17 protein-coding genes are annotated in these 20,299 nt (G+C 70.7%); 6 read left to right on the plus strand and 11 right to left on the minus strand.

From position 1 onward, the window contains the following. Positions 1 to 14: 14 nt before the first annotated feature. From ABT123_RS10765 to ABT123_RS10775, 3 genes are read right to left on the minus strand one after another with little or no spacing between them, the layout of a single operon-like run. The gene (locus ABT123_RS10765; RefSeq protein ID WP_351311904.1) at positions 15 to 881 is read right to left on the minus strand and encodes a metal ABC transporter permease; all 867 of its coding nucleotides are present in this window, start codon (positions 879 to 881) and stop codon (positions 15 to 17) included. Beyond that, positions 881 to 1,675, minus strand: coding sequence for a metal ABC transporter ATP-binding protein (locus ABT123_RS10770; protein WP_351311906.1), 795 nt, complete (start codon positions 1,673 to 1,675; stop codon positions 881 to 883). The genes ABT123_RS10765 and ABT123_RS10770 overlap by 1 nt, the downstream gene beginning before the upstream one ends. A gap of 23 nt (positions 1,676 to 1,698) precedes the next feature. Continuing rightward, positions 1,699 to 2,688: a metal ABC transporter substrate-binding protein gene (locus ABT123_RS10775; protein WP_351311908.1), complete on the minus strand. Its 990-nt coding sequence runs from the start codon at positions 2,686 to 2,688 to the stop codon at positions 1,699 to 1,701. A gap of 154 nt (positions 2,689 to 2,842) precedes the next feature. Between ABT123_RS10775 and ABT123_RS10780 the strand changes: the two genes are divergently transcribed. Further along, a complete protein-coding gene (locus ABT123_RS10780) occupies positions 2,843 to 4,225 on the plus strand; it encodes a glycine--tRNA ligase (RefSeq protein ID WP_351311910.1) in 1,383 nt (460 codons plus the stop codon). A gap of 77 nt (positions 4,226 to 4,302) precedes the next feature. Here ABT123_RS10780 and ABT123_RS10785 read toward each other — a convergent pair whose 3' ends face one another. Genes ABT123_RS10785 through ABT123_RS10795 form a run of 3 tightly spaced genes read right to left on the minus strand, consistent with a single transcriptional unit; the run spans position 4,303 to position 7,437 of the window. Beyond that, entirely contained in the window at positions 4,303 to 4,896 is a 594-nt protein-coding gene (locus ABT123_RS10785) for a TetR/AcrR family transcriptional regulator (protein ID WP_351311912.1), read from the minus strand. 21 nt (positions 4,897 to 4,917) lie between these two features. After that, positions 4,918 to 5,940, minus strand: a complete 1,023-nt coding sequence (locus tag ABT123_RS10790) for an aldo/keto reductase (protein ID WP_351311914.1) — start codon at positions 5,938 to 5,940, stop codon at positions 4,918 to 4,920. A 48-nt stretch (positions 5,941 to 5,988) separates the two neighbouring features. Beyond that, entirely contained in the window at positions 5,989 to 7,437 is a 1,449-nt protein-coding gene (locus ABT123_RS10795; protein WP_351311916.1) for an MFS transporter, read from the minus strand. Between the two features lie 34 nt (positions 7,438 to 7,471). On the opposite strand from ABT123_RS10795, the gene dusB reads away from it, so the two are divergent. The 3 genes from dusB to ABT123_RS10810 all read left to right on the plus strand — a co-directional run bounded on the left by dusB (position 7,472) and on the right by ABT123_RS10810 (position 13,123). Further along, positions 7,472 to 8,632 (plus strand): tRNA dihydrouridine synthase DusB, encoded by a 1,161-nt coding sequence (dusB, locus tag ABT123_RS10800; protein WP_351311917.1) that lies wholly within the window; start codon positions 7,472 to 7,474, stop codon positions 8,630 to 8,632. Positions 8,633 to 8,998: 366 nt separating this feature from the next. After that, positions 8,999 to 11,710 carry a pyruvate, phosphate dikinase gene (gene ppdK / locus ABT123_RS10805; RefSeq protein ID WP_351311919.1) on the plus strand — a complete coding sequence of 904 codons (2,712 nt, stop codon included), beginning with the start codon at positions 8,999 to 9,001 and terminating at the stop codon, positions 11,708 to 11,710. A gap of 393 nt (positions 11,711 to 12,103) precedes the next feature. Further along, positions 12,104 to 13,123, plus strand: a complete 1,020-nt coding sequence (locus tag ABT123_RS10810; RefSeq protein ID WP_351311921.1) for an ArsR/SmtB family transcription factor — start codon at positions 12,104 to 12,106, stop codon at positions 13,121 to 13,123. A gap of 338 nt (positions 13,124 to 13,461) precedes the next feature. Here the strand turns inward: ABT123_RS10810 and ABT123_RS10815 are convergent, their stop codons facing one another. Both ABT123_RS10815 and ABT123_RS10820 read right to left on the minus strand, forming a co-directional pair. Continuing rightward, positions 13,462 to 14,622, minus strand: a complete 1,161-nt coding sequence (locus ABT123_RS10815) for an alkaline phosphatase PhoX (protein ID WP_351311923.1) — start codon at positions 14,620 to 14,622, stop codon at positions 13,462 to 13,464. A 127-nt stretch (positions 14,623 to 14,749) separates the two neighbouring features. Continuing rightward, a complete protein-coding gene (locus ABT123_RS10820) occupies positions 14,750 to 14,947 on the minus strand; it encodes a hypothetical protein (protein ID WP_351311924.1) in 198 nt (65 codons plus the stop codon). Between the two features lie 111 nt (positions 14,948 to 15,058). On the opposite strand from ABT123_RS10820, the gene ABT123_RS10825 reads away from it, so the two are divergent. Both ABT123_RS10825 and ABT123_RS10830 read left to right on the plus strand, forming a co-directional pair. Then, positions 15,059 to 15,535, plus strand: a complete 477-nt coding sequence (locus tag ABT123_RS10825; RefSeq protein ID WP_351311926.1) for a group III truncated hemoglobin — start codon at positions 15,059 to 15,061, stop codon at positions 15,533 to 15,535. 118 nt (positions 15,536 to 15,653) lie between these two features. Then, positions 15,654 to 16,064: a VOC family protein gene (locus tag ABT123_RS10830; RefSeq protein WP_351311928.1), complete on the plus strand. Its 411-nt coding sequence runs from the start codon at positions 15,654 to 15,656 to the stop codon at positions 16,062 to 16,064. A gap of 19 nt (positions 16,065 to 16,083) precedes the next feature. Here the strand turns inward: ABT123_RS10830 and nirD are convergent, their stop codons facing one another. From nirD to ABT123_RS10845, 3 genes are read right to left on the minus strand one after another with little or no spacing between them, the layout of a single operon-like run. Continuing rightward, the gene (gene nirD, locus ABT123_RS10835; protein WP_351311930.1) at positions 16,084 to 16,425 is read right to left on the minus strand and encodes a nitrite reductase small subunit NirD; all 342 of its coding nucleotides are present in this window, start codon (positions 16,423 to 16,425) and stop codon (positions 16,084 to 16,086) included. Further along, the gene (gene nirB, locus ABT123_RS10840; protein WP_351311932.1) at positions 16,422 to 18,941 is read right to left on the minus strand and encodes a nitrite reductase large subunit NirB; all 2,520 of its coding nucleotides are present in this window, start codon (positions 18,939 to 18,941) and stop codon (positions 16,422 to 16,424) included. The genes nirD and nirB overlap by 4 nt, the downstream gene beginning before the upstream one ends. Positions 18,942 to 18,943: 2 nt before the next feature. Further along, the gene (locus ABT123_RS10845) at positions 18,944 to 20,236 is read right to left on the minus strand and encodes an NAD(P)/FAD-dependent oxidoreductase (RefSeq protein WP_351311934.1); all 1,293 of its coding nucleotides are present in this window, start codon (positions 20,234 to 20,236) and stop codon (positions 18,944 to 18,946) included. Positions 20,237 to 20,299: the final 63 nt, after the last annotated feature.

Below are 20,299 nucleotides of genomic sequence, written 5' to 3' on the forward strand. Positions count from 1 at the left end.
CCGAGGCATCCCGGCTAGACCTTGACGTCCTCCCGGGTGCAGAGCTGCTCCGCTGCGCGGGCCGCGTTGGCCCGGCGCCGTGCCAGGGGCGCGGACACCGCGGTCATCACGGCGAACACGGCGATGGCAAGCAGCACGATCGTGGCGCCGGACGGCGCGTCGAGGTAGTAGGTGGTGACGGTGCCGCTCAGCGAGACGAGCACGCCGATGACCATGGCCACCGACAGGGTGGCGGTGAACCCGCGGGTGACCCGCTGGGCCGCCGCGACCGGGATCACCATCATGGCGCTGACCAGCAGCAGGCCCACGATGCGCATGGCGACGGTGATGGTGACGGCGGCGGTGACGGCGAGCAGCAGGTTCAGCGCCCGCACCGGCAGCCCGGTGACGCGCGCGAACTCCTCGTCCTGGCAGACGGCGAACAGCTGCTTGCGCAGTCCGAGGGTGACCGCGATGACAAGGGCGGCGAGGATCACCACGGCGGTGATGTCCTCGTCCGAGACGGCGGTGATCGCCCCGAAGAGGTAGCTGCTCAGGCTGGCGTTGGAGCCGGTCGGGGACAGGTTGATGATCAGGACGCCGCCGGCCAGGCCGCCGTAGAAGAGCATCGCGAGAGCGATGTCGCCGGTGGTCTTGCCGCGCGCGCGGATCATTTCCATGCCGACCGCGCCGATGACGGCGACCAGGGTGGCCGTCCACACCGGGCTGGTGTTGAGCAGGAAGCCGAGGGCCACGCCGGTCAGCGCGACATGGCCGATGCCGTCGCCCATGACGGCCTGGCGGCGCTGGACGAGGTACGTGCCGATGGCGGGGGCGGTGATGCCGACCAGTGCGGCGGCGATCAGCGCCCGCTGCATGAAGGCGGGGTCGAGGAAGTCCATCAGCTCAGCAGTCCCGTCCGCAGGGGTTCGGCGTCGTGCGCCGCATGGGGGTGTACGTGGTCGTGGCCGGGCAGGGCGTGCTGGCCCACGGCCTCCGGGGGCGGGCCGTCGTGGACCACGCAGCCGTCGCGGAGGACCACGGCCCGGTCGATCAGCGGCTCCAGCGGGCCGAGCTCGTGCAGGACGAGCAGGACGGTGGCCCCGCCGGCGACCTGCTCGCGCAGGGCGCCGGCCAGGACCTCCTGGTTGGCGAGGTCCACGCCGGCCATCGGCTCGTCCATGATCAGCAGTTCGGGCTCGACGGAGAGTGCGCGGGCGATCAGGACCCGCTGGTGCTGGCCGCCGGAGAGGGCGTTCACCGACGCGGAGGCGTGCCCCTCCATGCCGACCAGGGCCAGGGCCCGGTCCACGGCCTCGCGGTCGGCCTTGCGCAGCAGGCCGAAGCGGGTGCGGGCGAGCCGGCCGGCGCTGACGACCTCGCGGACCGTGGCGGGGACCCCGCTGGCCGCGGTGGTGCGCTGCGGGACGTACCCGATGCGCGACCACTGGCGGAACTGCTTGAACGGCGTCCCGAAGAGCGAGAGCCCGCCGCTGCTCAGCGGGACCTGGCCGACGACCGCGCGGACGGCGGTCGACTTGCCGGAGCCGTTGGCGCCGAGCAGGGCGACGACCTCGCCGCGCCGGACGGTGAGGTCGACTCCGCGCAGCACGGGGCGCGAGCCGAGCGAGGCCGTGGCCCCGCGCAGGGATATGACAGGCTGCTCCGCTTCCGCGGCGGCCGTCGTGGGCTCCATGGCTCGCGCCTCCGTTACTGCCATTACTTGCTCCCGAGTGCTTTCTGGAGGTTCTTGAGGTTGGACCGCATGACCTCGAAGTAGTCGGCGCCCTGGGACTTGTCGGTGATGCCCTCGAGCGGGTCGAGGACATCGGTCTTCAGGCCGGTGTCCTTGGCGAGGGTCTTGGCCGTCTTGTCGCTGGCCAGGGTCTCGAAGAACACGGTGGAGACATTGTCCTTCTTCGCGACGGCCTGGAGCTCCTTGATGCGGGCCGGGCTGGGCTCGGACTCGGGGTCGACCCCGGAGATGCCCTCCTGGTCCAGGCCGTAGCGCTCGGCGAGGTAGCCGAAGGCGGAGTGGGTGGTGATGAAGGTCTTGGAGGCGGTGTTCTTCAGGCCGTCCTTGAACTCCGTGTCGAGCGCGGTCAGTTTGGCGACGAGCTCGTCGGCGTTCTTCTTGTAGTCGGCGGCGTGGTCGGGGTCGGCCTTTGCCAGGGCCGCTCCGACGCCCTTGGCGACCTCGGCGTACTTGGCCGGGTCGAGCCAGATGTGCGGGTCCTCGCCGGCCTCGCCGTGGCTGTGGCCGTGGTCGTGGCCGTCGCCCTCGGCGTGGCCCTCTTCGTGGCCGTGGTCGTGGTCGTGGCCGGAGGTGCCGTGCGCCTCCAGCGTGGTGAGGGTGCCGGCGTCGACGATGTTCTTCACGCCGGACTGGGCGACGGCCTTGTCGACGGCGGGCTGGAGGTTCTTCAGGTAGAGGATCACGTCGGCCTCGCCGAGCCGGCCGGTCTGCTTGGGCGTGATCTCCAGGTCGTGCGGTTCGACGCCCGGCTTGGTCAGGGTGTCGACCTGCACGTGGTCCTTGCCGATCTGTTCGGCCAGGAACTGCATCGGGTAGAACGACGCCATGACATCGAGTCTGCCGTCCTTGCCCCCGCCCGCGGCATTGGCTCCGGAGCAGGCGGTGAGAGCAGTGGCGCCGAGGGCGACGGCTCCGGCGAGGGCGGCGGTGGGTATCAGGCGTCGTACGTTCATGACATCCATTTTCATCAAAGATGGAAACGATTGTCAAAAACCCTGGTGAGGGCTCCGCGGAGCTGGCGGAGAAGGGGAACCGATTTGAAAGGGGAGGGGCGGGCGCCGGTAATCTAAAGGCTTCGCCGTTCGTCCTCGTAATGAAGAGAGCACCGTGGCCGCCGACAAGATCGACACCATCGTCAGCCTCAGCAAGCGCCGTGGCTTCGTCTACCCGTGCAGTGAGATCTACGGCGGCTCCAGGGCTGCCTGGGACTACGGACCGCTGGGTGTCGAGCTCAAGGAAAACATCAAGCGCCAGTGGTGGAAGGCGATGGTCACCGCGCGTGAGGACGTCGTCGGCCTCGACTCCTCCGTGATCCTGGCCCCCGAGGTCTGGGCTGCCTCCGGCCACGTCGCGACCTTCTCGGACCCGCTGACCGAGTGCACCGCGTGCCACAAGCGCCACCGCGCCGACCACCTGGAAGAGGCGTACGAGGCCAAGCACGGCCGCCTCCCGGAGAACGGCCTGGCCGACATCAACTGCCCCAACTGCGGCAACAAGGGCCAGTTCACCGAGCCCAAGCAGTTCTCCGGCATGCTGGAGACCCACCTCGGCCCGACCCAGGACACCGGCTCCAAGGCGTACCTGCGTCCCGAGACCGCCCAGGGCATCTTCACCAACTTCGCCCAGGTGCAGCAGACTTCCCGCAAGAAGCCGCCGTTCGGCATCGCGCAGATGGGCAAGTCCTTCCGGAACGAGATCACTCCGGGCAACTTCATCTTCCGGACCCGCGAGTTCGAGCAGATGGAGATGGAGTTCTTCGTCAAGCCGGGCGAGGACGAGCAGTGGCACGAGTACTGGATGAACGAGCGCTGGAACTGGTACCGCGACCTCGGCATCCGCGAGGAGAACATCCGCTGGTACGACCACCCGAAGGAGAAGCTGTCCCACTACTCGAAGCGCACCGCCGACATCGAGTACCGCTTCAACTTCGGCGGCAGTGAGTTCTCCGAGCTCGAGGGCGTTGCCAACCGCACCGACTTCGACCTCAAGGCCCACTCCGCGGCCTCCGGCACCGACCTCACCTTCTTCGACCAGGAGGCCGGCGAGCGCTGGACCCCCTACGTCATCGAGCCGGCGGCCGGTGTGAACCGCGCCATGCTCGCCTTCATGCTCGACGCGTACATCGAGGACGAGGCCCCGAACGCCAAGGGCGTCATGGAGAAGCGCACCGTGATGCGCCTCGACCCGCGCCTGGCCCCGGTCAAGGTCGCCGTCCTGCCGCTGTCCCGCAACGCCGACCTGTCGCCGAAGGCCAAGGGTCTCGCCACGGACCTGCGGAAGAACTGGAACATCGAGTTCGACGACGCGGGCGCCATCGGCCGCCGCTACCGCCGCCAGGACGAGATCGGTACGCCGTACTGCGTCACCGTCGACTTCGACACCCTGGACGACAACGCGGTGACCGTCCGCGAGCGCGACACCATGAAGCAGGAGCGCGTCTCCCTGGACCAGATCCAGTCCTACCTGGGCAGCCGCCTGCTGGGCTGCTAGTCCGCACCTGGCACGAACGAAACCGGTGGCCCGGTGCGCGCAAGCGCACCGGGCCACCGGTCTGTGTGTGGCATGGCTCAGGCCCGTAGGCCGCGGATCACCAGGGTGCTGACCGCCTCGAACTCGGCGGCGATGGACGGGGACTGCCAGTCCGCCGCGTACTGCGGGTCGTGGAAGCGGGCGGTCGCGTCGAAGACGGCCCGGGCGGCGGCCGGCACATCGGGGGCGGTGAGGGTGCCGGAGTCGACGCCCTCGCCGATGATCCGGGCCAGCTGCTCGATCATCTCCGCCAAGTGGGTCTCCACCACCCCGCTGTTCTCGGCGAGCAGCACCGTGTACGTCGCGAACAGCTCCGGATCGTCCCCCGCCTTGTGGCGCTTCGCCTCGAAGAGGGCCTTCAGCCAGGACTCCAGCCGTGCGGGAGCGGGCTCGGCGGTGGCGGAGACGATTTCCTGGAGCCGGCCCACCGTCCGGCCGAGCCAGCGGTCGGTGACCGCCTCGCGGAGGGCCGCCTTCGACGGGAAGTGCCGGTACACGCTGCCGTGGCTCACGCCCAGCGCGCGCGCCACGTCCACCACGGTGGCCTTGGCCGGGCCGTAGCGGCGCAGCACCTCCTCGGTGGCTTCGAGGATGCGCTCGGGGGTCAGGGGCTCGGCAGCTGCGGGTGGCATGGGCACGACCGTACAGCCGGGTCAGTGCTCGCTGTCGAGGTGGGCCATCTGGGCCTCCGGGTACCGCTCGCCGGCCGCCGCGCCGGCCGGCACGGCTTCCTCGATCGCGGCCAGGTCGGCCGGGCTCAGCGAGACCTGAAGGGCCCCCAGGGCCTCGGACAGCCGGTCCCGGCGGCGGGCGCCGATCAGCGGCACGATGTTCTCCCCGCGGGAGAGCACCCAGGCGATGGCGGTCTGCGCGACCGTGACGCCCTTGCCCTCGGCGACCTTGCGCAGGGCCTCGACCAGGTCGAGGTTGTGGTGCAGGTTGGCGCCCTGGAACCGCGGGCTCATGCCGCGGAAGTCGCCGGGGGAGAGCAGCCGGTCGCGGCTGAAGTGGCCGCTGATCAGCCCGCGCGACAGCACGCCGTACGCCGTCACGCCGATGCCCAGCTCGCGGGCGGCCGGCAGGATCTCCCGCTCGATGCCGCGCGAGATCAGCGAGTACTCGATCTGGAGGTCGGCGATGGGCGCGACGGCCGCGGCCCGGCGGAGGGTGTCCGCGCCGACCTCGGAGAGGCCGATGTACCGGACGTGCCCCGCCTGGACGGCCTCGGCGATCGCGCCGACCGTCTCCTCGATCGGGACGGCCGGGTCGACCCGGGCGATCCGGTAGATGTCGATGTGGTCCCGGCCCAGCCGCTGGAGCGAGTACGCCAGGAAGTTCTGCACGGCCTCGGGCCGGCCGTCGTATCCGGTGAAGCCGCCCTCGACGGTGCGCAGCGCGCCGAACTTGACGCTGGTGAGGGCCCGCTCGCGGGCCGCGGCGGGGGCGGTGCGCAGGGCTTCGCCGATCAGCAGTTCGTTGTGTCCCATGCCGTAGAAGTCGCCGGTGTCGAGGAGGGTGACCCCGGCGTCCAGGGCCGCATGGAGAGTCGCGATCGACTCGGCCCGGTCGGCCTCGCCATACAGCGCGGACATGCCCATGCACCCCAGCCCCAGCGGGAAGACGGCCGGGCCGGCGGTGCCGAGGGTGCGGTGCGGGGTGCTGTGGTTCGTGGTCATACAACGAGAATGACATGGCGGGTGACAGATTTCAATATCTGTCACCCGTCACCTCTCGCGCAGGCCGGCGGCCGGCTCGGGGCTGGGCTTCGGCTCCAGCTCGGCCGCGGTCCGGGCGGCCGTCTCCCGTGCCCAGCGACCGCTGGTCAGCAGGCCGAGGCCGAGGACCGCCGCACCGCAGGCCGTGATGATCCACCACCCGGGCCCGGCCGCTGTGCTGAAGTCGCCGCCCCGGGCCAGTCCCGCCGCCAGCACCGCGCCGATCACCGCAACGCCCAGCGCGCCGCCGGTCTGCCGGCTGGTGGAGGCGATCGCCGCCGCCACCCCGGCCTGGGAGCGCGGCATGCCGGAGACGGCCGTGTTGGTGACCGGCGAGTTGACCATGCCGAAACCCACCCCGAACAGCACGTACCCGGTCAGCAGCAGCGGGGTGGACGTCTCGGCGGACAGGACGGCGAACATCAGACCGCTGCCGCCCATCGCCACCCCGGCCACCACCAGCGGCAGCCGCGGCCCCCGGGTCGCGACCAGCCGGCCCGAGAGCGGCGCGAAGAACAGGGTCGGCGCCGCCAGCGGGACCATGTACAGCCCGGCGTGCAGGGCGTCCAGACCGCGGACCTCCTGCAGGTAGAGGGTGTTCAGGAAGAGGAACCCGGACAGCGCCGCGAAGGTGCAGATCGCGATCACGTTCGCACCGCTGAACGGGGCGCTCCGGAAGAACCGGAGATCGATCAGCGGATCCTCCCGGCGCGGCTCGTACACCAGCAGCCCGACCAGCGAGGCCAGGGAGATCAGGGCGCACCCGACGATCAGCGGTGAGGTCGGGCCGGCCGCCGGCGCCTCGATGATCCCGTACGTCAGCGAACCCAGCATGGCCATGATCAGCAACTGGCCCACCGGGTCCGGGCGGCGCGGTCGCTCCGCCCGCGACTCGGGGATGTACCGGACGGTCAGCACCAGGGCGGCCAGGCCGATCGGCAGGTTCACCCAGAAGATGGACCGCCAGCCGATGGAGTCCACCAGCAGCCCGCCGATCAGCGGGCCCGCGGCCATCGAGACGCCCGCGACCGCGCCCCAGATGCCGATCGCCCGGGCCCGCTGCGCCGGTTCGGTGAAGGTGTTGGTGATGATCGACATGGCGACCGGGTTGAGCATCGCCGCGCCCACCGCCTGCACCACCCGGAACGCGATGAGCCAGCCGAGGGTGGGGGCCAGCGAGCAGAGCAGCGAGCCCGCCGTGAAGGTCACGAGGCCGGCCAGGAAGACCTTGCGGCGGCCGATCCGGTCGGCCGTGGAGCCGGCCAGCATCAGCAGCGAGGCCATCCCCAGGGTGTAGGCGTCGATGGTCCACTGCAGGCCCGCCACGGAGGCGTCGAACTCCCGCCGCATCTCGGGCAGGGCCACGTTCAGGACGGTGTTGTCCAGGCTGACGATGAGCAGGCTCATGCAGCAGATCGCCAGGACGAGCATGCGATGCCGGTGACTCACCTCGTGCATGCCGCCGACAGTACGGCCAACCGGTCACTGCGGCATGCGCGACAATGGGGGGATGACCACGCTCCCTCCCGCCCTCGCGATCGGCCCGCACACCGTGCAGCCGCCGGTGGTGCTCGCCCCCATGGCCGGCATCACCAATGCCCCGTTCCGCACCCTCTGCCGCGAGTTCAGCGGCAACAAGGGGCTGTTCGTGAGCGAGATGATCACGACGCGTGCGCTGGTCGAGCGCAACGAGAAGACCATGCAGCTGATCCACTTCGACGAGACGGAAAAGCCCCGCTCGATTCAGCTGTACGGGGTGGACCCGGCCACCGTCGGCAAGGCGGTCCGGATGATCGTCGAGGAGGACCTCGCCGACCACATCGACCTGAACTTCGGCTGCCCGGTCCCCAAGGTCACCCGCAAGGGCGGCGGCTCGGCGCTCCCGTACAAGCGGCACCTGCTGCGCGCCATCCTCAAGGAGGCCGTCAGCGGGGCCGGGGACCTGCCGGTCACCATGAAGATGCGCAAGGGCATCGACGACGACCACCTGACCTACCTGGACGCCGGCCGGATCGCCGTCGAGGAGGGGGTCACCGCCATAGCCCTGCACGGGCGCACCACCGCCCAGCACTACGGCGGCACCGCCGACTGGGAGGCCATCGCCCGGCTGAAGGAGCACGTCCCGGAGATCCCGGTGCTCGGCAACGGCGACATCTGGTGCGCCGAGGACGCGCTGCGGATGGTCCGGGAGACCGGCTGCGACGGCGTGGTGGTCGGACGCGGCTGCCTGGGCCGGCCCTGGCTGTTCAACGACCTGGTGGCCGCCTTCGAGGGGCGTACGGAGGACTACCTGGCGCCGGGGCTGCGCGAGGTCGCCGGCGTCATGCTGCGGCACGCGACGCTGCTGGGGGAGTGGATCGGCGACGAGGCCCGCGGGGTGATCGACTTCCGTAAGCACGTGGCCTGGTACCTCAAGGGCTTCTCGGTCGGTTCGGAGATGCGCAAGAAGCTCGCGGTCACCTCCTCCCTGGCCGAACTGGATGCTCATCTGAGCGAGCTTGATCTGGACCAGCCGTGGCCGGACGGAGCCGACGGCCCGCGCGGCCGGACGTCCGGAAACAACCGGGTTGTCCTGCCGGACGGCTGGCTGAAGGATCCGTACGACTGCGCAGGTGTGAGCGAAGACGCCGAGCTGGATACGTCCGGCGGCTGAGAATCCGGTCCGTGGACGGCGTGAGATACGCCACGCATGGGTGGCCTTGCGCTCAGATGAGCATGTAGATCACGGATAAGACTTTCAAAGGGTGGCACTGGGTGCCACCCTTTGTTCGTTCAAGAGTTGAACGCAAATGTATCGATGATCGCTCATTCGAGCATGGACAGGCCTCAGCTGACACTTTCCCCTTCGGGATGTGAAGGCTCCTCGTAGGATTTGGCTACCCGTTAGTTACTTTCGATCTGCTGGCGCATGGGTGGTTACGGCCGCATGACGACCAAGTGGACGTACCCAGAAGCCTTCGATCTGGGTATGTTCCTCGCCGTCAGGGCAGCCACCCGAGTCCTCGAGGAGTCGAGACCCGTGTCGGAAAACAAAGATCAGAAGTTCGTCTACGACTTCACCGAGGGCAACCGGGACCTCAAGGACCTTCTCGGCGGCAAGGGAGCCAACCTCGCCGAGATGACCAACCTTGGTCTCCCCGTCCCGCCCGGCTTCACCATCACCACCGAGGCCTGCAAGGTCTACCTGGAGAGCGGCGAGGCCCCGGCCGCGCTGCGCGACGAGGTCAGCGCCCACCTGGACGCCCTCGAGCAGAAGATGGGCAAGAAGCTCGGCCAGTCCGACGACCCGCTGCTGGTCTCCGTCCGCTCCGGCGCCAAGTTCTCGATGCCCGGCATGATGGACACGGTCCTCAACATCGGCCTCTCGGACACGTCCGTGAAGGGCCTGGCGAAGCAGGCCGGCAACGAGCGCTTCGCCTGGGACTCCTACCGCCGCCTCATCCAGATGTTCGGCAAGACCGTTCTCGGCGTCGAGGGCGAGCTCTTCGAGGAGGCCCTCGAAGAGGCCAAGGCCGCCAAGAAGATCACCGTCGACACCGACCTCGACGCCGCCGACCTCAAGAAGCTGGTCACGCGCTTCAAGAAGATCGTGGCCAAGGAGGCCGGCCGGGAGTTCCCGCAGGACGCCCGCGAGCAGCTCGACCTCGCCGTCTACGCGGTCTTCAACTCCTGGAACACCGACCGCGCCAAGCTCTACCGCCGCCAGGAGCGCATCCCCGGCGACCTGGGCACCGCCGTCAACATCTGCTCCATGGTCTTCGGCAACCTGGGCCCGGACTCCGGCACCGGCGTCGCCTTCACCCGCGACCCCGCCAGCGGCCACCAGGGCGTCTACGGCGACTACCTGCAGAACGCGCAGGGCGAGGACGTCGTCGCCGGCATCCGCAACACCGTGCCGCTCGCCGACCTGGAGCAGCTGGACAAGAAGTCCTACGACCAGCTGATGCAGATCATGGAGACCCTCGAGACGCACTACAAGGACCTGTGCGACATCGAGTTCACCATCGAGCGCGGCCAGCTGTGGATGCTGCAGACCCGGGTCGGCAAGCGCACCGCCGGTGCCGCCTTCCGGATCGCCACCCAGCTGGTCGACCAGGGCCTGATCGACGAGGCCGAGGCCCTCCAGCGGGTCACCGGCGCCCAGCTGGCCCAGCTGATGTTCCCCCGCTTCGACGAGGACGCCAAGACTCAGCTGCTCGGCCGCGGTATCGCCGCCTCCCCGGGCGCGGCCGTCGGCAAGGCCGTCTTCGACTCGTACACGGCCGTCAAGTGGTCCCGGTCCGGCGAGAAGGTCATCCTGATCCGCCGCGAGACCAACCCGGACGACCTGGACGGCATGATTGCCTCCGAGGGCATCCTGACCTCGCGCGGCGGCAAGACCTCGCACGCCGCCGTGGTCGCCCGCGGCATGGGCAAGACCTGTGTCTGCGGCGCCGAGGAGCTCGACGTCGACACCAAGCGCCGCCGGATGACCACCTCCGACGGCACGGTGATCGAGGAGGGCGACGTCGTCTCCATCGACGGCTCCACCGGCAAGGTCTACCTCGGCGAGGTACCCGTCGTACCGTCCCCGGTCGTCGAGTACTTCGAGGGCCGGATGCACGCGGGCGCCGACGACGCCGACGAGCTGGTCGCCGCCGTGCACCGGATCATGGCCTACGCGGACCGGGTCCGCCGGCTCCGGGTGCGCGCCAACGCCGACAACGCCGAGGACGCGCTGCGGGCCCGCCGCTTCGGCGCCCAGGGCATCGGCCTGTGCCGCACCGAGCACATGTTCCTCGGTGAGCGCCGCGAGATGGTCGAGCGCCTGATCCTCGCGGACACCGACGGCGAGCGCGAGGAGGCACTCAGTGCCCTCCTGCCGCTGCAGAAGAAGGACTTCATCGAGCTGTTCGAGGCGATGGACGGCCTGCCCGTCACCGTCCGCCTGCTCGACCCGCCGCTGCACGAGTTCCTGCCCGACATCACCGAGCTGTCGGTCCGGGTCGCCCTCGCCGAGTCCCGCAAGGACGCCAACGAGAACGACCTGCGCCTGCTCCAGGCCGTGCACAAGCTGCACGAGCAGAACCCGATGCTGGGTCTGCGCGGCGTCCGCCTCGGCCTGGTCATCCCCGGCCTGTTCGCCATGCAGGTCCGGGCGATCGCCGAGGCCGCGGCCGAGCGCAAGAACGCCAAGGGCGACCCGCGTGCGGAGATCATGATCCCGCTGGTCGGCACCGTCCAGGAGCTGGAGATCGTCCGCGAGGAGGCCGACCAGGTCATCGCCGAGGTGGAGGCCGCCACCGGCACCAACCTCAAGCTGACCATCGGCACCATGATCGAGCTGCCGCGTGCCGCGCTGACCGCCGCTCAGATCGCCGAGGCCGCCCAGTTCTTCTCCTTCGGCACCAACGACCTGACCCAGACGGTGTGGGGCTTCTCCCGCGACGACGTCGAGGCCAGCTTCTTCACCGCGTACCTGGAGAAGGGCATCTTCGGGGTCTCCCCGTTCGAGACCATCGACAAGGACGGCGTCGGCTCCCTGGTGCGCAGCGCGGTCCAGGCCGGCCGGGCCACCCGCCCCGACCTCAAGCTCGGCGTCTGCGGCGAGCACGGCGGCGACCCGGAGTCCGTCCACTTCTTCCACGAGGTGGGCCTGGACTACGTCTCCTGCTCCCCGTTCCGCATCCCGGTGGCCCGCCTCGAGGCCGGTCGTGCCGCCGCCGAGTCGAAGGGCTCGGACAGCCGCTGATGCGGCCCGGCCGCTGCTCCGGCAGCGGCCACCAGACGGCGCCCGCCCTTGGGGACCCTGACCCCTGGGGGCGGGCGCGACCCATTTTTTGTTGTTCAACAACATTTATGCAGCAGGCGGCGGACGGATCCCCACCCGTCCACCGCCTGCTGTCAATCTGCCGGGCACGTCGGCGCTTCCCGGTGCGACCGACCGCCAGGCCCCGCAAAGCCCCCCACGGCCTTCGCGGAGCGTTTCGGTCGCGCCGGAGTGTGCCCGGCGGAGTACAGGATTTCGGTTGTCACGCCCCTGCCGAAAGGGGTTTCAACTGTGGCCGAAAGGGCGTGGTGACGTCGTGTGACGGCATGCATACTCATGGGGCGGGGGGATTGCGGTTGCACAGGTGGGGGTTCGGTGCTGCGTATCCATTTCACTGGAGTGGACCTGGCACGCGTACGGATGGCAGGGCGTCCCGATGCGTTGTGGGAAACGATTCTCAGTTTTCACCGTTTAAGAGACCGGCGTGATGCCCGGTTGTTCGGTGAATGGCGTACAGAAACACGGAGCCGGTTGAATAGTGAAACACGGCTCCTCGGTGCGCTCATACCGAGTCGCGGCTATTTCCCGGATTTCCTGACTCCGGTCGAGGGGCAGTACGGATGGGACGTCGGCCTCGACGCGCTGCGCGGTATCCGGGCGGAGCGGCTGCGCCGCGAGCTGACACTGGTCGGCGGTGGCGGCGGTGCAGGGCAGCCGATCTCGCCGCGGCTGCGGGAGTTCGCCGACGGCGGCAGCAGCCAGCTGCCCAGGCTGCTGGGCGAGCTGCGGGGCTACCACCGGGCGGCCGTGGAGCCGTACTGGACGCACATCCAGGCCCAGATCGAGGCGGAACGGGCGGCGCGCGGGCGGGCGTTGCTGGACGGCGGGGCGGACGAGCTGCTGGCCTCGCTGCCGCCGATGCTGAGGTGGCGGGCGCCGGTGCTGGAGTGCGACTACCCGGTGGACCGGGATGTACGGCTGCGGGGGCGCGGGCTGCTGCTCCAGCCGTCGTTCTTCTGCCGGCGGACCGCCGTCACCCTGCACGACCCGGAGCTACCGCCGGTGCTGGTCTACCCGGCAGCGGCCGATCTGGCGTCCGCGCCGGCGGGTGTGGACTCGGTGGGCAGGCCGGCCGTCGCGGACGAGCGGCGGGTACGCACCCTGGGGAAGCTGGTCGGGCACACCCGGTCGGTGGTGCTGCGGGCCATCGGGGACGGCGCGACCACCAGTGAACTGGCCCGGCGGGCCGGGGTGTCGCTGGCCTCCGCGAGCCAGCACGCCTGCGTGATGCGCGAGGCGGGCCTGGTCACCACGCTGCGGCGCGGGAACGCGGTGCTGCACACGGTGACGCCATTGGGCGCGGCCCTGCTCAAGGGCAGCGCGGTCGCCTCCTGACACGGCCGCACCCCGGCGGGGCTGAACCCCGCCGGGGTGCGGCCGGTGGTGCCATGCGGCGCCGTTGCCGGGGGCCTGCCCCCGGACCCCCGCGCCTCAAACGCCGGCGGGGCTGGATTTGCCCCAGCCCCCGCCGGATGCCCCCGTTCGGGGCTCCGCCCCGCCCGAAGCCACCCCCGTTCCGAGTCCTCGCAGCCTGCGCGGGTGAGTGAGCCGAAGGGGGCGCGCCGAGGGAACAGGGTCGAGCGCCCGGAGGAAAACGCGAGGAACGAGCGTTTTTCGAGGACGCACGACCCTGTGAGCTCGGCAGAAGCGCCCCCGGAGGCGAACCGAGCCCCTTAGATACGGAAGGGCCCGGTGACTTCGTAGGTGATGCCGGACGAGGAGCTGCCGGTGGTGCCGCGCTGGCTGGAGAAGTAGAGGCGGTTGCCGGCCGGGGAGAAGGCCGGGCCGGTGATCTCCGAGGAGGACTGGCCGGTGATGCGGAGGAAGGGGGCGACCACGTCGTCCGGGGTGATCATGCAGATCTCCATGTTGCCGCCGTCCTCGGCGATGTACAGGTCGCCGTAGGTGGAGCCGGTGACGTTGTCGACGCCGGTCAGCGGCGCGCCGCCGCCGGAGACCAGGGAGTCGTCGTAGGCCAGTTCGTAGGTGTTGGTGAGCAGGTTCAGCTGCCAGACGCGGTTGTCGCCCTTGGTGGTGAACCACACCGTGTCGTTGGCGTAGTGGCAGCCCTCGCCGCCGTTGAACTTCTTCGACCCCGACACCTGGCTGCGGGTGGCGGTCGGGGAGCCGTCCGGGTCCGGGACGTTGGCCCAGGTGAAGGAGCCCGAGGTGGCGCTGCCCGCCTTGAGGACCTGGAGGGTGCCGGAAGACAGGTTGCCCCAGGTGGTGGGGATGAAGCGGTAGAAGCAGCCGCTGGACTCGTCCTCGGTGAGGTAGATGACCCGCCGGACCGGGTCGGCGGCGGCGGCCTCGTGCTTGAAGCGGCCCATGGCCGGGCGCTGCACGGCCGCGTTGACGCCGTAGGGGTCGGTTTCGTACACGAAGCCGCGGTCGACCTCCTCGCAGGACAGCCAGGTGTTCCACGGGGTCTTGCCGCCGGCGCAGTTGGTGCGGGTGTTGCTCAGGATGCGGTAGGCGCCGGTGATGGTGCCGGAGGAGTTGAACTTGACGGCGCTCGCGCCGCCGCCCGGGTTGATCTCCGAGTTCGAGACGTAGATCCAGCCGGTGCCGTCGGTGTAACAGGCGCCGCCGTCGGGGGCGTTGTGCCAGGTGTACGAGGTGCCGCTGACGGTCTGCCCGGACCGGGCGACGATCCGGCTGGTGAAGCCGGCGGGGAGCATGATGCCGTTGGCGTCGGCCGCGCCGAGCGCCCCGTAGGGGCCCGGGCCGGGCTGGGCGGGGGCCGCGTAGGCGGCGCCGTGCATCAGCGTGCCGCCGAAGGCAGCGGCCGACGTGCCGATCACGGCACCGCGCAGGAAGGTACGACGTTCCACGGTCACTCCTGTGGGAGGAAGGCCCCGGAGCCGGTCGGCCACGCGGGGTCGCACGCGTCGAGGAACCTAGGAGTCCAGAGTTGACTGGACGTCAATTCCTCATTACGCCCGAGCGACCGGCCGGGGTTCAATGCTCCGTTCGCTTCTCCGGGAGGTTTTTCAGGGAGCCGAGGCGGTCATTCCGGAACGTTTTGCAGACGGCCATGGCCACGGCCGCGGCATCGGCGTCCGCGATTTTGCGGCTGCTGCCGCCGGCCTGTCCGTCTCCGTCGCAGGGCTGACCCGCCTCGCGCAGGCCGTGCTGCTGCTCGTAGCCGACCGTCACCGGTCGGGCGTACCGGCCGCTCACCCGTATGCGTCGACGGGGTAGCGGGCGGTACCGGTGTGGGTACGTTCCGCCCGGGGAGTGGCCGGAGTGCGGGAGAATGGTGGAAGGATGAACGAACACCGTGCAGCCGCCCGTCCGCGGGCCGACATCACCGGGCGCGAGGACCTCGCCGTCCTGCTGCGCCGCTTCTATACGGCTGCCTTCGCCGACCCCCGGATCGGACCGTTCTTCACACAGATCGCCGGTACCGACCTGGACGCCCACCTGCCCCGGATCACCGATTTCTGGGAGCGCGCGCTGTTCCGGACCGCCGACTACAAGGGCAGCGCTCTGGCCCCGCATCGCGCCCTGCACTCCGCGCGGCAGCTGACCGCCGAGGATTTCGGGCGCTGGGTGCAGCTGTGGCGCGCCGCGATCGACGGGCTGTACGAGGGTCCCCTCGCGGAGCGCGCCAAGGCGCAGGGGGAGCGGGTCGCGCTGACCCTGTACCGGCGGCTGGCCGGGGCGGATGCGCCGCTCACCGGCCGCGGACCGGGGTTCGTGCCGCTGGCCGCGCTCGAACTTCGCTCCGCATCCGTGCACTGACCTGCGGTTTCGAGGGATCTGAGAAAAACTTCGCGGGGAGCGATGAGTTTCGGCGGGGACCCCGGTCTACCTCTCGACAGCACACCGCAGCACGTCACCCGAGAGAAGAGAGACCGAGATGTCCCAGCCCCAGATGATCTTCGTCAACCTGCCGGTCAAGGACCTGGACTCCGCCAAGGCCTTCTGGGAGAAGCTCGGCTACTCCTTCAACCCGCAGTTCTCCGACGAGACGGCCGCCTGTCTGGTCATCAGCGACACGATCTTCGCGATGCTGCTGACCGAGGCCAAGTTCAAGGAGTTCGCCACCAAGCCGGTCGCCGACGCCTCCCGGACCACCGAGGTGATGGTGGCCCTCAGCGCCGACACCCGGGCGAAGGTCGACGAGGTCCTGGACGCCGCCCTGGCGGCCGGCGGCACCGAGCCCCGCCCCGCGATGGACCTGGGCTTCATGTACGGCCGCGCCTTCGAGGACCTGGACCACCACGTGTGGGAGTTCGTGTGGATGGACCCGGCCGCCATCGAGGGCTGAGCGCCGCGAACCTCGCGGGTCAGGAGACGCCGGAGGTGACGGCGGTCCGTACCGGATAGGTGGGGACCGCCACCTCCTCGTCGTCCAGGCAGCACCCCGACTCCAGGTCGAAACGCTGCTTGAGCAGCGGCGATGCCACGAACGGGCGTCCCGCCGCCGTCCCCAGCAGCCCGCGCGAGAGCACCTGCGCGCCGGTGAAGGGGTCCCGGTTGGCGATCGCGTACGGCCGGCCGGCCCGGTCCACGAAGACCGCGGCCTGGCTGCCGTCGGGCAGCAGCACCGCCACCCCCCGCCCGGGGATCAGCTCGGAGAGCTCGCAGACGGTCAGCCAGCCCTCGTCCACACGCAGTTCGACGGTCATCGGGTCGCTCCCAGGGTCAGTACGGTCAGGTCGGGCTTGACCTGGTCCCGCTCCGGTACGAACTTCACGGTCGGGTCGGGGGCGCCCGGCGCGTTGACGAAGGACACGAACCGGCGCAGCCGGTCCGGGTCGTCCAGGGTCTCGGCCCATTCGTCGCGGTAGTGCGCGACGTGCTCGGCCATCAGGGCCTCCAGTTCCGCGCACAGCCCCAGCGAATCGCGCACGATCACGTCCCGCAGGTGGTCCAGGCCGCCCTCCAGCCGCTCCAGCCAGGTGGAGGTCCGCTCCAGCCGGTCCGCGGTGCGGATGTAGAACATCAGGAACCGGTCGATCAGCCGGACCAGCTCGGCATCGGACAGGTCCTGGGCGAGCAGGTCCGCGTGGCGCGGGGTGGCCCCGCCGTTCCCCCCGACATACAGATTCCAGCCATTCGCGGTGGCGATCACCCCGAAGTCCTTGCTCTGTGCCTCCGCGCACTCGCGGGCGCAGCCGGACACCGCCGACTTCAGCTTGTGCGGGGCGCGCAGGCCCCGGTAGCGCAGCTCCAGGTCGATGGCCATGCGTACGCTGTCCTGCACCCCGTACCGGCACCAGGTCTGCCCCACACAGGACTTGACCGTCCGCAGGGCCTTTCCGTACGCGTGTCCGGATTCGAAGCCGGCCTCGACCAGCCGGGACCAGATCTGCGGGAGCTGGTCGACGCGGGCGCCGAAGAGGTCGATCCGCTGACCGCCGGTGATCTTCGTGTAGAGGCCGAAGTCCCGGGCCACCTCGCCGATCACGATCAGCTTCTCCGGGGTGATCTCACCGCCGGGGATCCGCGGGACCACCGAGTAGGAGCCGTTGCGCTGCAGGTTCGCCAGGAAGTGGTCGTTGGTGTCCTGCAGTGCCGCCTGCTCGCCGGCCAGGACGTAGCCGCTTGCCCCGATGGTCGGGGCCAGCGAGGCGATGATCGAGCCCACGGTCGGCTTGCAGACCTCGCAGCCGTCCCCGCCCCGCGCGCCCTCCCGGCCGTGGCTGTCGAGGAGCGCCTGGTACGAGCTCAGCCGCAGGGTACGGACGATCTCGTAGAGCTCGGCGCGGGTGTAGCCGAAGCAGTCGCAGAGTCCTTTGTCGGTGCTCGCCGGCAGCAGCTGGCCGATCACCTTGACGCAACTGCCGCAGCCGGTGCCCGCCTTGGTGCACTTCTTGACCTCGGCGAGGGTGTCGCAGGCGGCGATCGCCTTCTTGGTTACGTTGTGGCAGGAGCAGATCACCGCATCGTCGGGCAGTGCCGACGGGCCGAACGCGGCCGGGGCGCCCACCCCGGCCGGCAGCACCAGCTGCTCGGGGGAGACCGGCGGGACACTGCCGGTCAGCGGGCGCAGCAGGCCGTACGCATCGGCCTCGCCGACCAGCACACCGCCGAGCAGCACCCCGTCGGGGGCGACCACCAGCTTCTTGTACACCCCGGACCGGGAGTCCGAGTAGACCACGTCCAGGCTGTCGGGGGTGGCGCCGTGCGCATCGCCGAAGGAGGCCACGTCCACACCGAGCAGCTTCAGCTTGGTGGACAGGTCGGCGCCGGTGAACTCCTTGTCCCGGCCGCCCAGCAGGTCCTCCGCCGCCGTCTCGGCCATCTCGTAGCCGGGGGCGACCAGGCCGTAGACCCGGCCGTCGGAGGCGAGGGCGCACTCGCCGATGGCGTAGACGTGCGGGTCGGAGGTCCGGCAGCGGGAGTCCACGGTGATGCCGCCGCGCTCGCCGACCGCAAGCCCGCAGTCCCGGGCCAGCTGGTCGCGGGGCCGGACCCCGGCCGAGAACACGACGAGCTCGGTCTCGACGGTGGATCCGTCGGAGAGCAGCATGCCGCCGACCGAGCCGTCGGGTCCGGTGACCACCTCCTGGGTGCCGACCCCGGTGTGCACGGTCAGCCCCATGGACTCGATGGTCCGCAGCAGGGCCGCGCCACCGCCCTCGTCGACCTGCGCGGGCATCAGCCGGGGGGCGAACTCCACGATCCGGGTGGCCAGGCCCAGCCCCTGGAGCGCGCCGGCCGCCTCCAGCCCGAGCAGTCCGCCGCCGACGACCGCGCCGCGGGTCCGGCCCTTGGCGTACTCCTCGATGGCGAGCAGGTCCTCGATGGTCCGGTAGACGAAGCAGCCGGGGGCGTCCTTGCCGGGCACCGGCGGCACGAAGGGGTACGAGCCGGTCGCCAGTACCAGCACGTCGTACCGGAATTCCCGGCCGGAGCGGGCGGTGACGGTGCGGGCGGCCCGGTCGACGGCCACGGCGGGGTCGTCCAGGTGCAGCTCGATGCCGTGTTCGGCCATGAACCCGGCCGGGGTGAGCGAGAGGTCCTCGGGCGTGCTGCCGGAGAAGTACGAGGTGAGGTGGACGCGGTCGTAGGCCGGCCGGGGCTCCTCGCACAGCACGGTGATCCGGTGCGTGGCGGTCACCCCGCGCTCGGCGAGCGCTTCGAGGTAGCGCTGGCCGACCATGCCGTGCCCGATGAGCAGGATCGTGGGCTTGGTCATTGTCAGGAGCCTCCGTCGTCGGTGAGCAGGTGGATCAGCTGGTGCGTGGCGTGCAGGGGTTCGTCGCCCTCCCAGGTGCGGGCGAGGGTTCCGACGGCGGAGAGCTCACCGAGGAGCACTCCGCCGACGAGCCGGTCGCCGCGGACGACGACCTTGCGGTAGGTCCGGCGGGTGGCGTCGGCGAGGCGGATCACGTCGTCGCCGGGGCCGGGGGTGGTCTGGCCGAAGGCGGCCAGGTCGATGCCGGTGGGGAGGGTGAGGCGGGTGAGGGCGCGGGTGCCGGTGTAGGTGCGGGGGGCGTTGTCGGTCACGCCACCGCCGGCGCCGCCGGTGCCTTGGTGGGCGCGGTCGTCGGCGCGGTCGCTCAGGATGGTGGCCAGCACCTCGGCCTGCTCCAGGGCGGGGCCGGCCAGGCCGTACACCTGCCCGGCGTGCTCCGCGCAGTCGCCGATGGCGTGAATGTGCGGATTGCTGGTGCGCAGCTCGTCGTCGACCAGGATGCCGCGGCGTACGTCGAGCCCGGCGGCCTGCGCCAGCCCCACCCGGGGCCGCACCCCGCAGGCCAGCACCACCAGATCGGCGTCCAGCCGGTACCCGTCGGCGAGCTCGGCCCCGGTGACCCGGCGGCGGCCGGCGGCCCCGGCGGACGGGTCCGAGGTCAGGCCGCGGACCCGGCACTCGGTGTGGATCTCCACCCCCAGGGTGCCCAGGTGAGCGTGCAGCAGCGCCGACGCCTCCGCGTCGAGCTGGCGTTCCATCAGGCGTTCGCCCTGCTGGGTCAGGACCACCTGCGCACCCCGCGCGGCCAGCGCCCGGGCGGCCGAGACGCCGAGCAGCCCGCCGCCGATGACCACCACCCGCAGCCCCGGCCGCATCGCCTCGTCCAGGGCCAGGCAGTCGTCCATGGTGCGGAAGGGGTGCACCCCGTCCGGCAGGTCCCGCCCCTCCGGTTCGAACAGGCCGCGCAGCGGCGGCAGCACCGGGTTGGAGCCGGTGGCCAGCACCAGGGTGTCGTACGGCTCGACCGAGCCGTCGTCGCCGTGCACCCGCCGCTCGGCCCGGTCGATCCGGACCGCCCGCACCCCGCGCCGGAGCCCCGGCCCGGCCGCCGGCAGGGCGGCGACCTCGGGGGCGTACCGGCCCGCCAGGACCTCGGCGAGCAGCACCCGGTTGTAGGGGGCGTGGCTCTCCTCGCCGAGTACGGTCACGGTCACCGAGGCGGGGGCGAGGCGCTGGGCGAGACGGAGGCCGGCCAGGCCGCCCCCGATCACCACCACACGCTGTTGCGAGGTCATGGGACGAGCGTGCGCGCCTGCTGTTTCCCTGCCGCATCGCTCCTGTTACCCGGACGGAACGCT

It is taken from the genome of Streptomyces sp. NPDC002054 (assembly GCF_040296685.1).
GTDB lineage: Bacteria > Actinomycetota > Actinomycetes > Streptomycetales > Streptomycetaceae > Streptomyces.

Bases quoted from the DNA above. Each gene is read 5' to 3' on its own strand.
- ABT123_RS10785 (WP_351311912.1), bottom strand. From the start codon at position 4,896: ATGCCACCCGCAGCTGCCGAGCCCCTGACCCCCGAGCGCATCCTCGAA.
- nirB (WP_351311932.1), bottom strand. From the start codon at position 18,941: ATGACCAAGCCCACGATCCTGCTCATCGGGCACGGCATGGTCGGCCAG.
- nirD (WP_351311930.1), bottom strand. From the start codon at position 16,425: ATGACCGTCGAACTGCGTGTGGACGAGGGCTGGCTGACCGTCTGCGAG.
- ABT123_RS10845 (WP_351311934.1), bottom strand. From the start codon at position 20,236: ATGACCTCGCAACAGCGTGTGGTGGTGATCGGGGGCGGCCTGGCCGGC.
- ABT123_RS10830 (WP_351311928.1), top strand. From the start codon at position 15,654: ATGTCCCAGCCCCAGATGATCTTCGTCAACCTGCCGGTCAAGGACCTG.
- ABT123_RS10790 (WP_351311914.1), bottom strand. From the start codon at position 5,940: ATGACCACGAACCACAGCACCCCGCACCGCACCCTCGGCACCGCCGGC.
- ABT123_RS10765 (WP_351311904.1), bottom strand. From the start codon at position 881: ATGGACTTCCTCGACCCCGCCTTCATGCAGCGGGCGCTGATCGCCGCC.
- ABT123_RS10825 (WP_351311926.1), top strand. From the start codon at position 15,059: ATGAACGAACACCGTGCAGCCGCCCGTCCGCGGGCCGACATCACCGGG.
- ABT123_RS10770 (WP_351311906.1), bottom strand. From the start codon at position 1,675: ATGGAGCCCACGACGGCCGCCGCGGAAGCGGAGCAGCCTGTCATATCC.
- ABT123_RS10775 (WP_351311908.1), bottom strand. From the start codon at position 2,688: ATGAACGTACGACGCCTGATACCCACCGCCGCCCTCGCCGGAGCCGTC.
- ABT123_RS10795 (WP_351311916.1), bottom strand. From the start codon at position 7,437: ATGCACGAGGTGAGTCACCGGCATCGCATGCTCGTCCTGGCGATCTGC.
- dusB (WP_351311917.1), top strand. From the start codon at position 7,472: ATGCGCGACAATGGGGGGATGACCACGCTCCCTCCCGCCCTCGCGATC.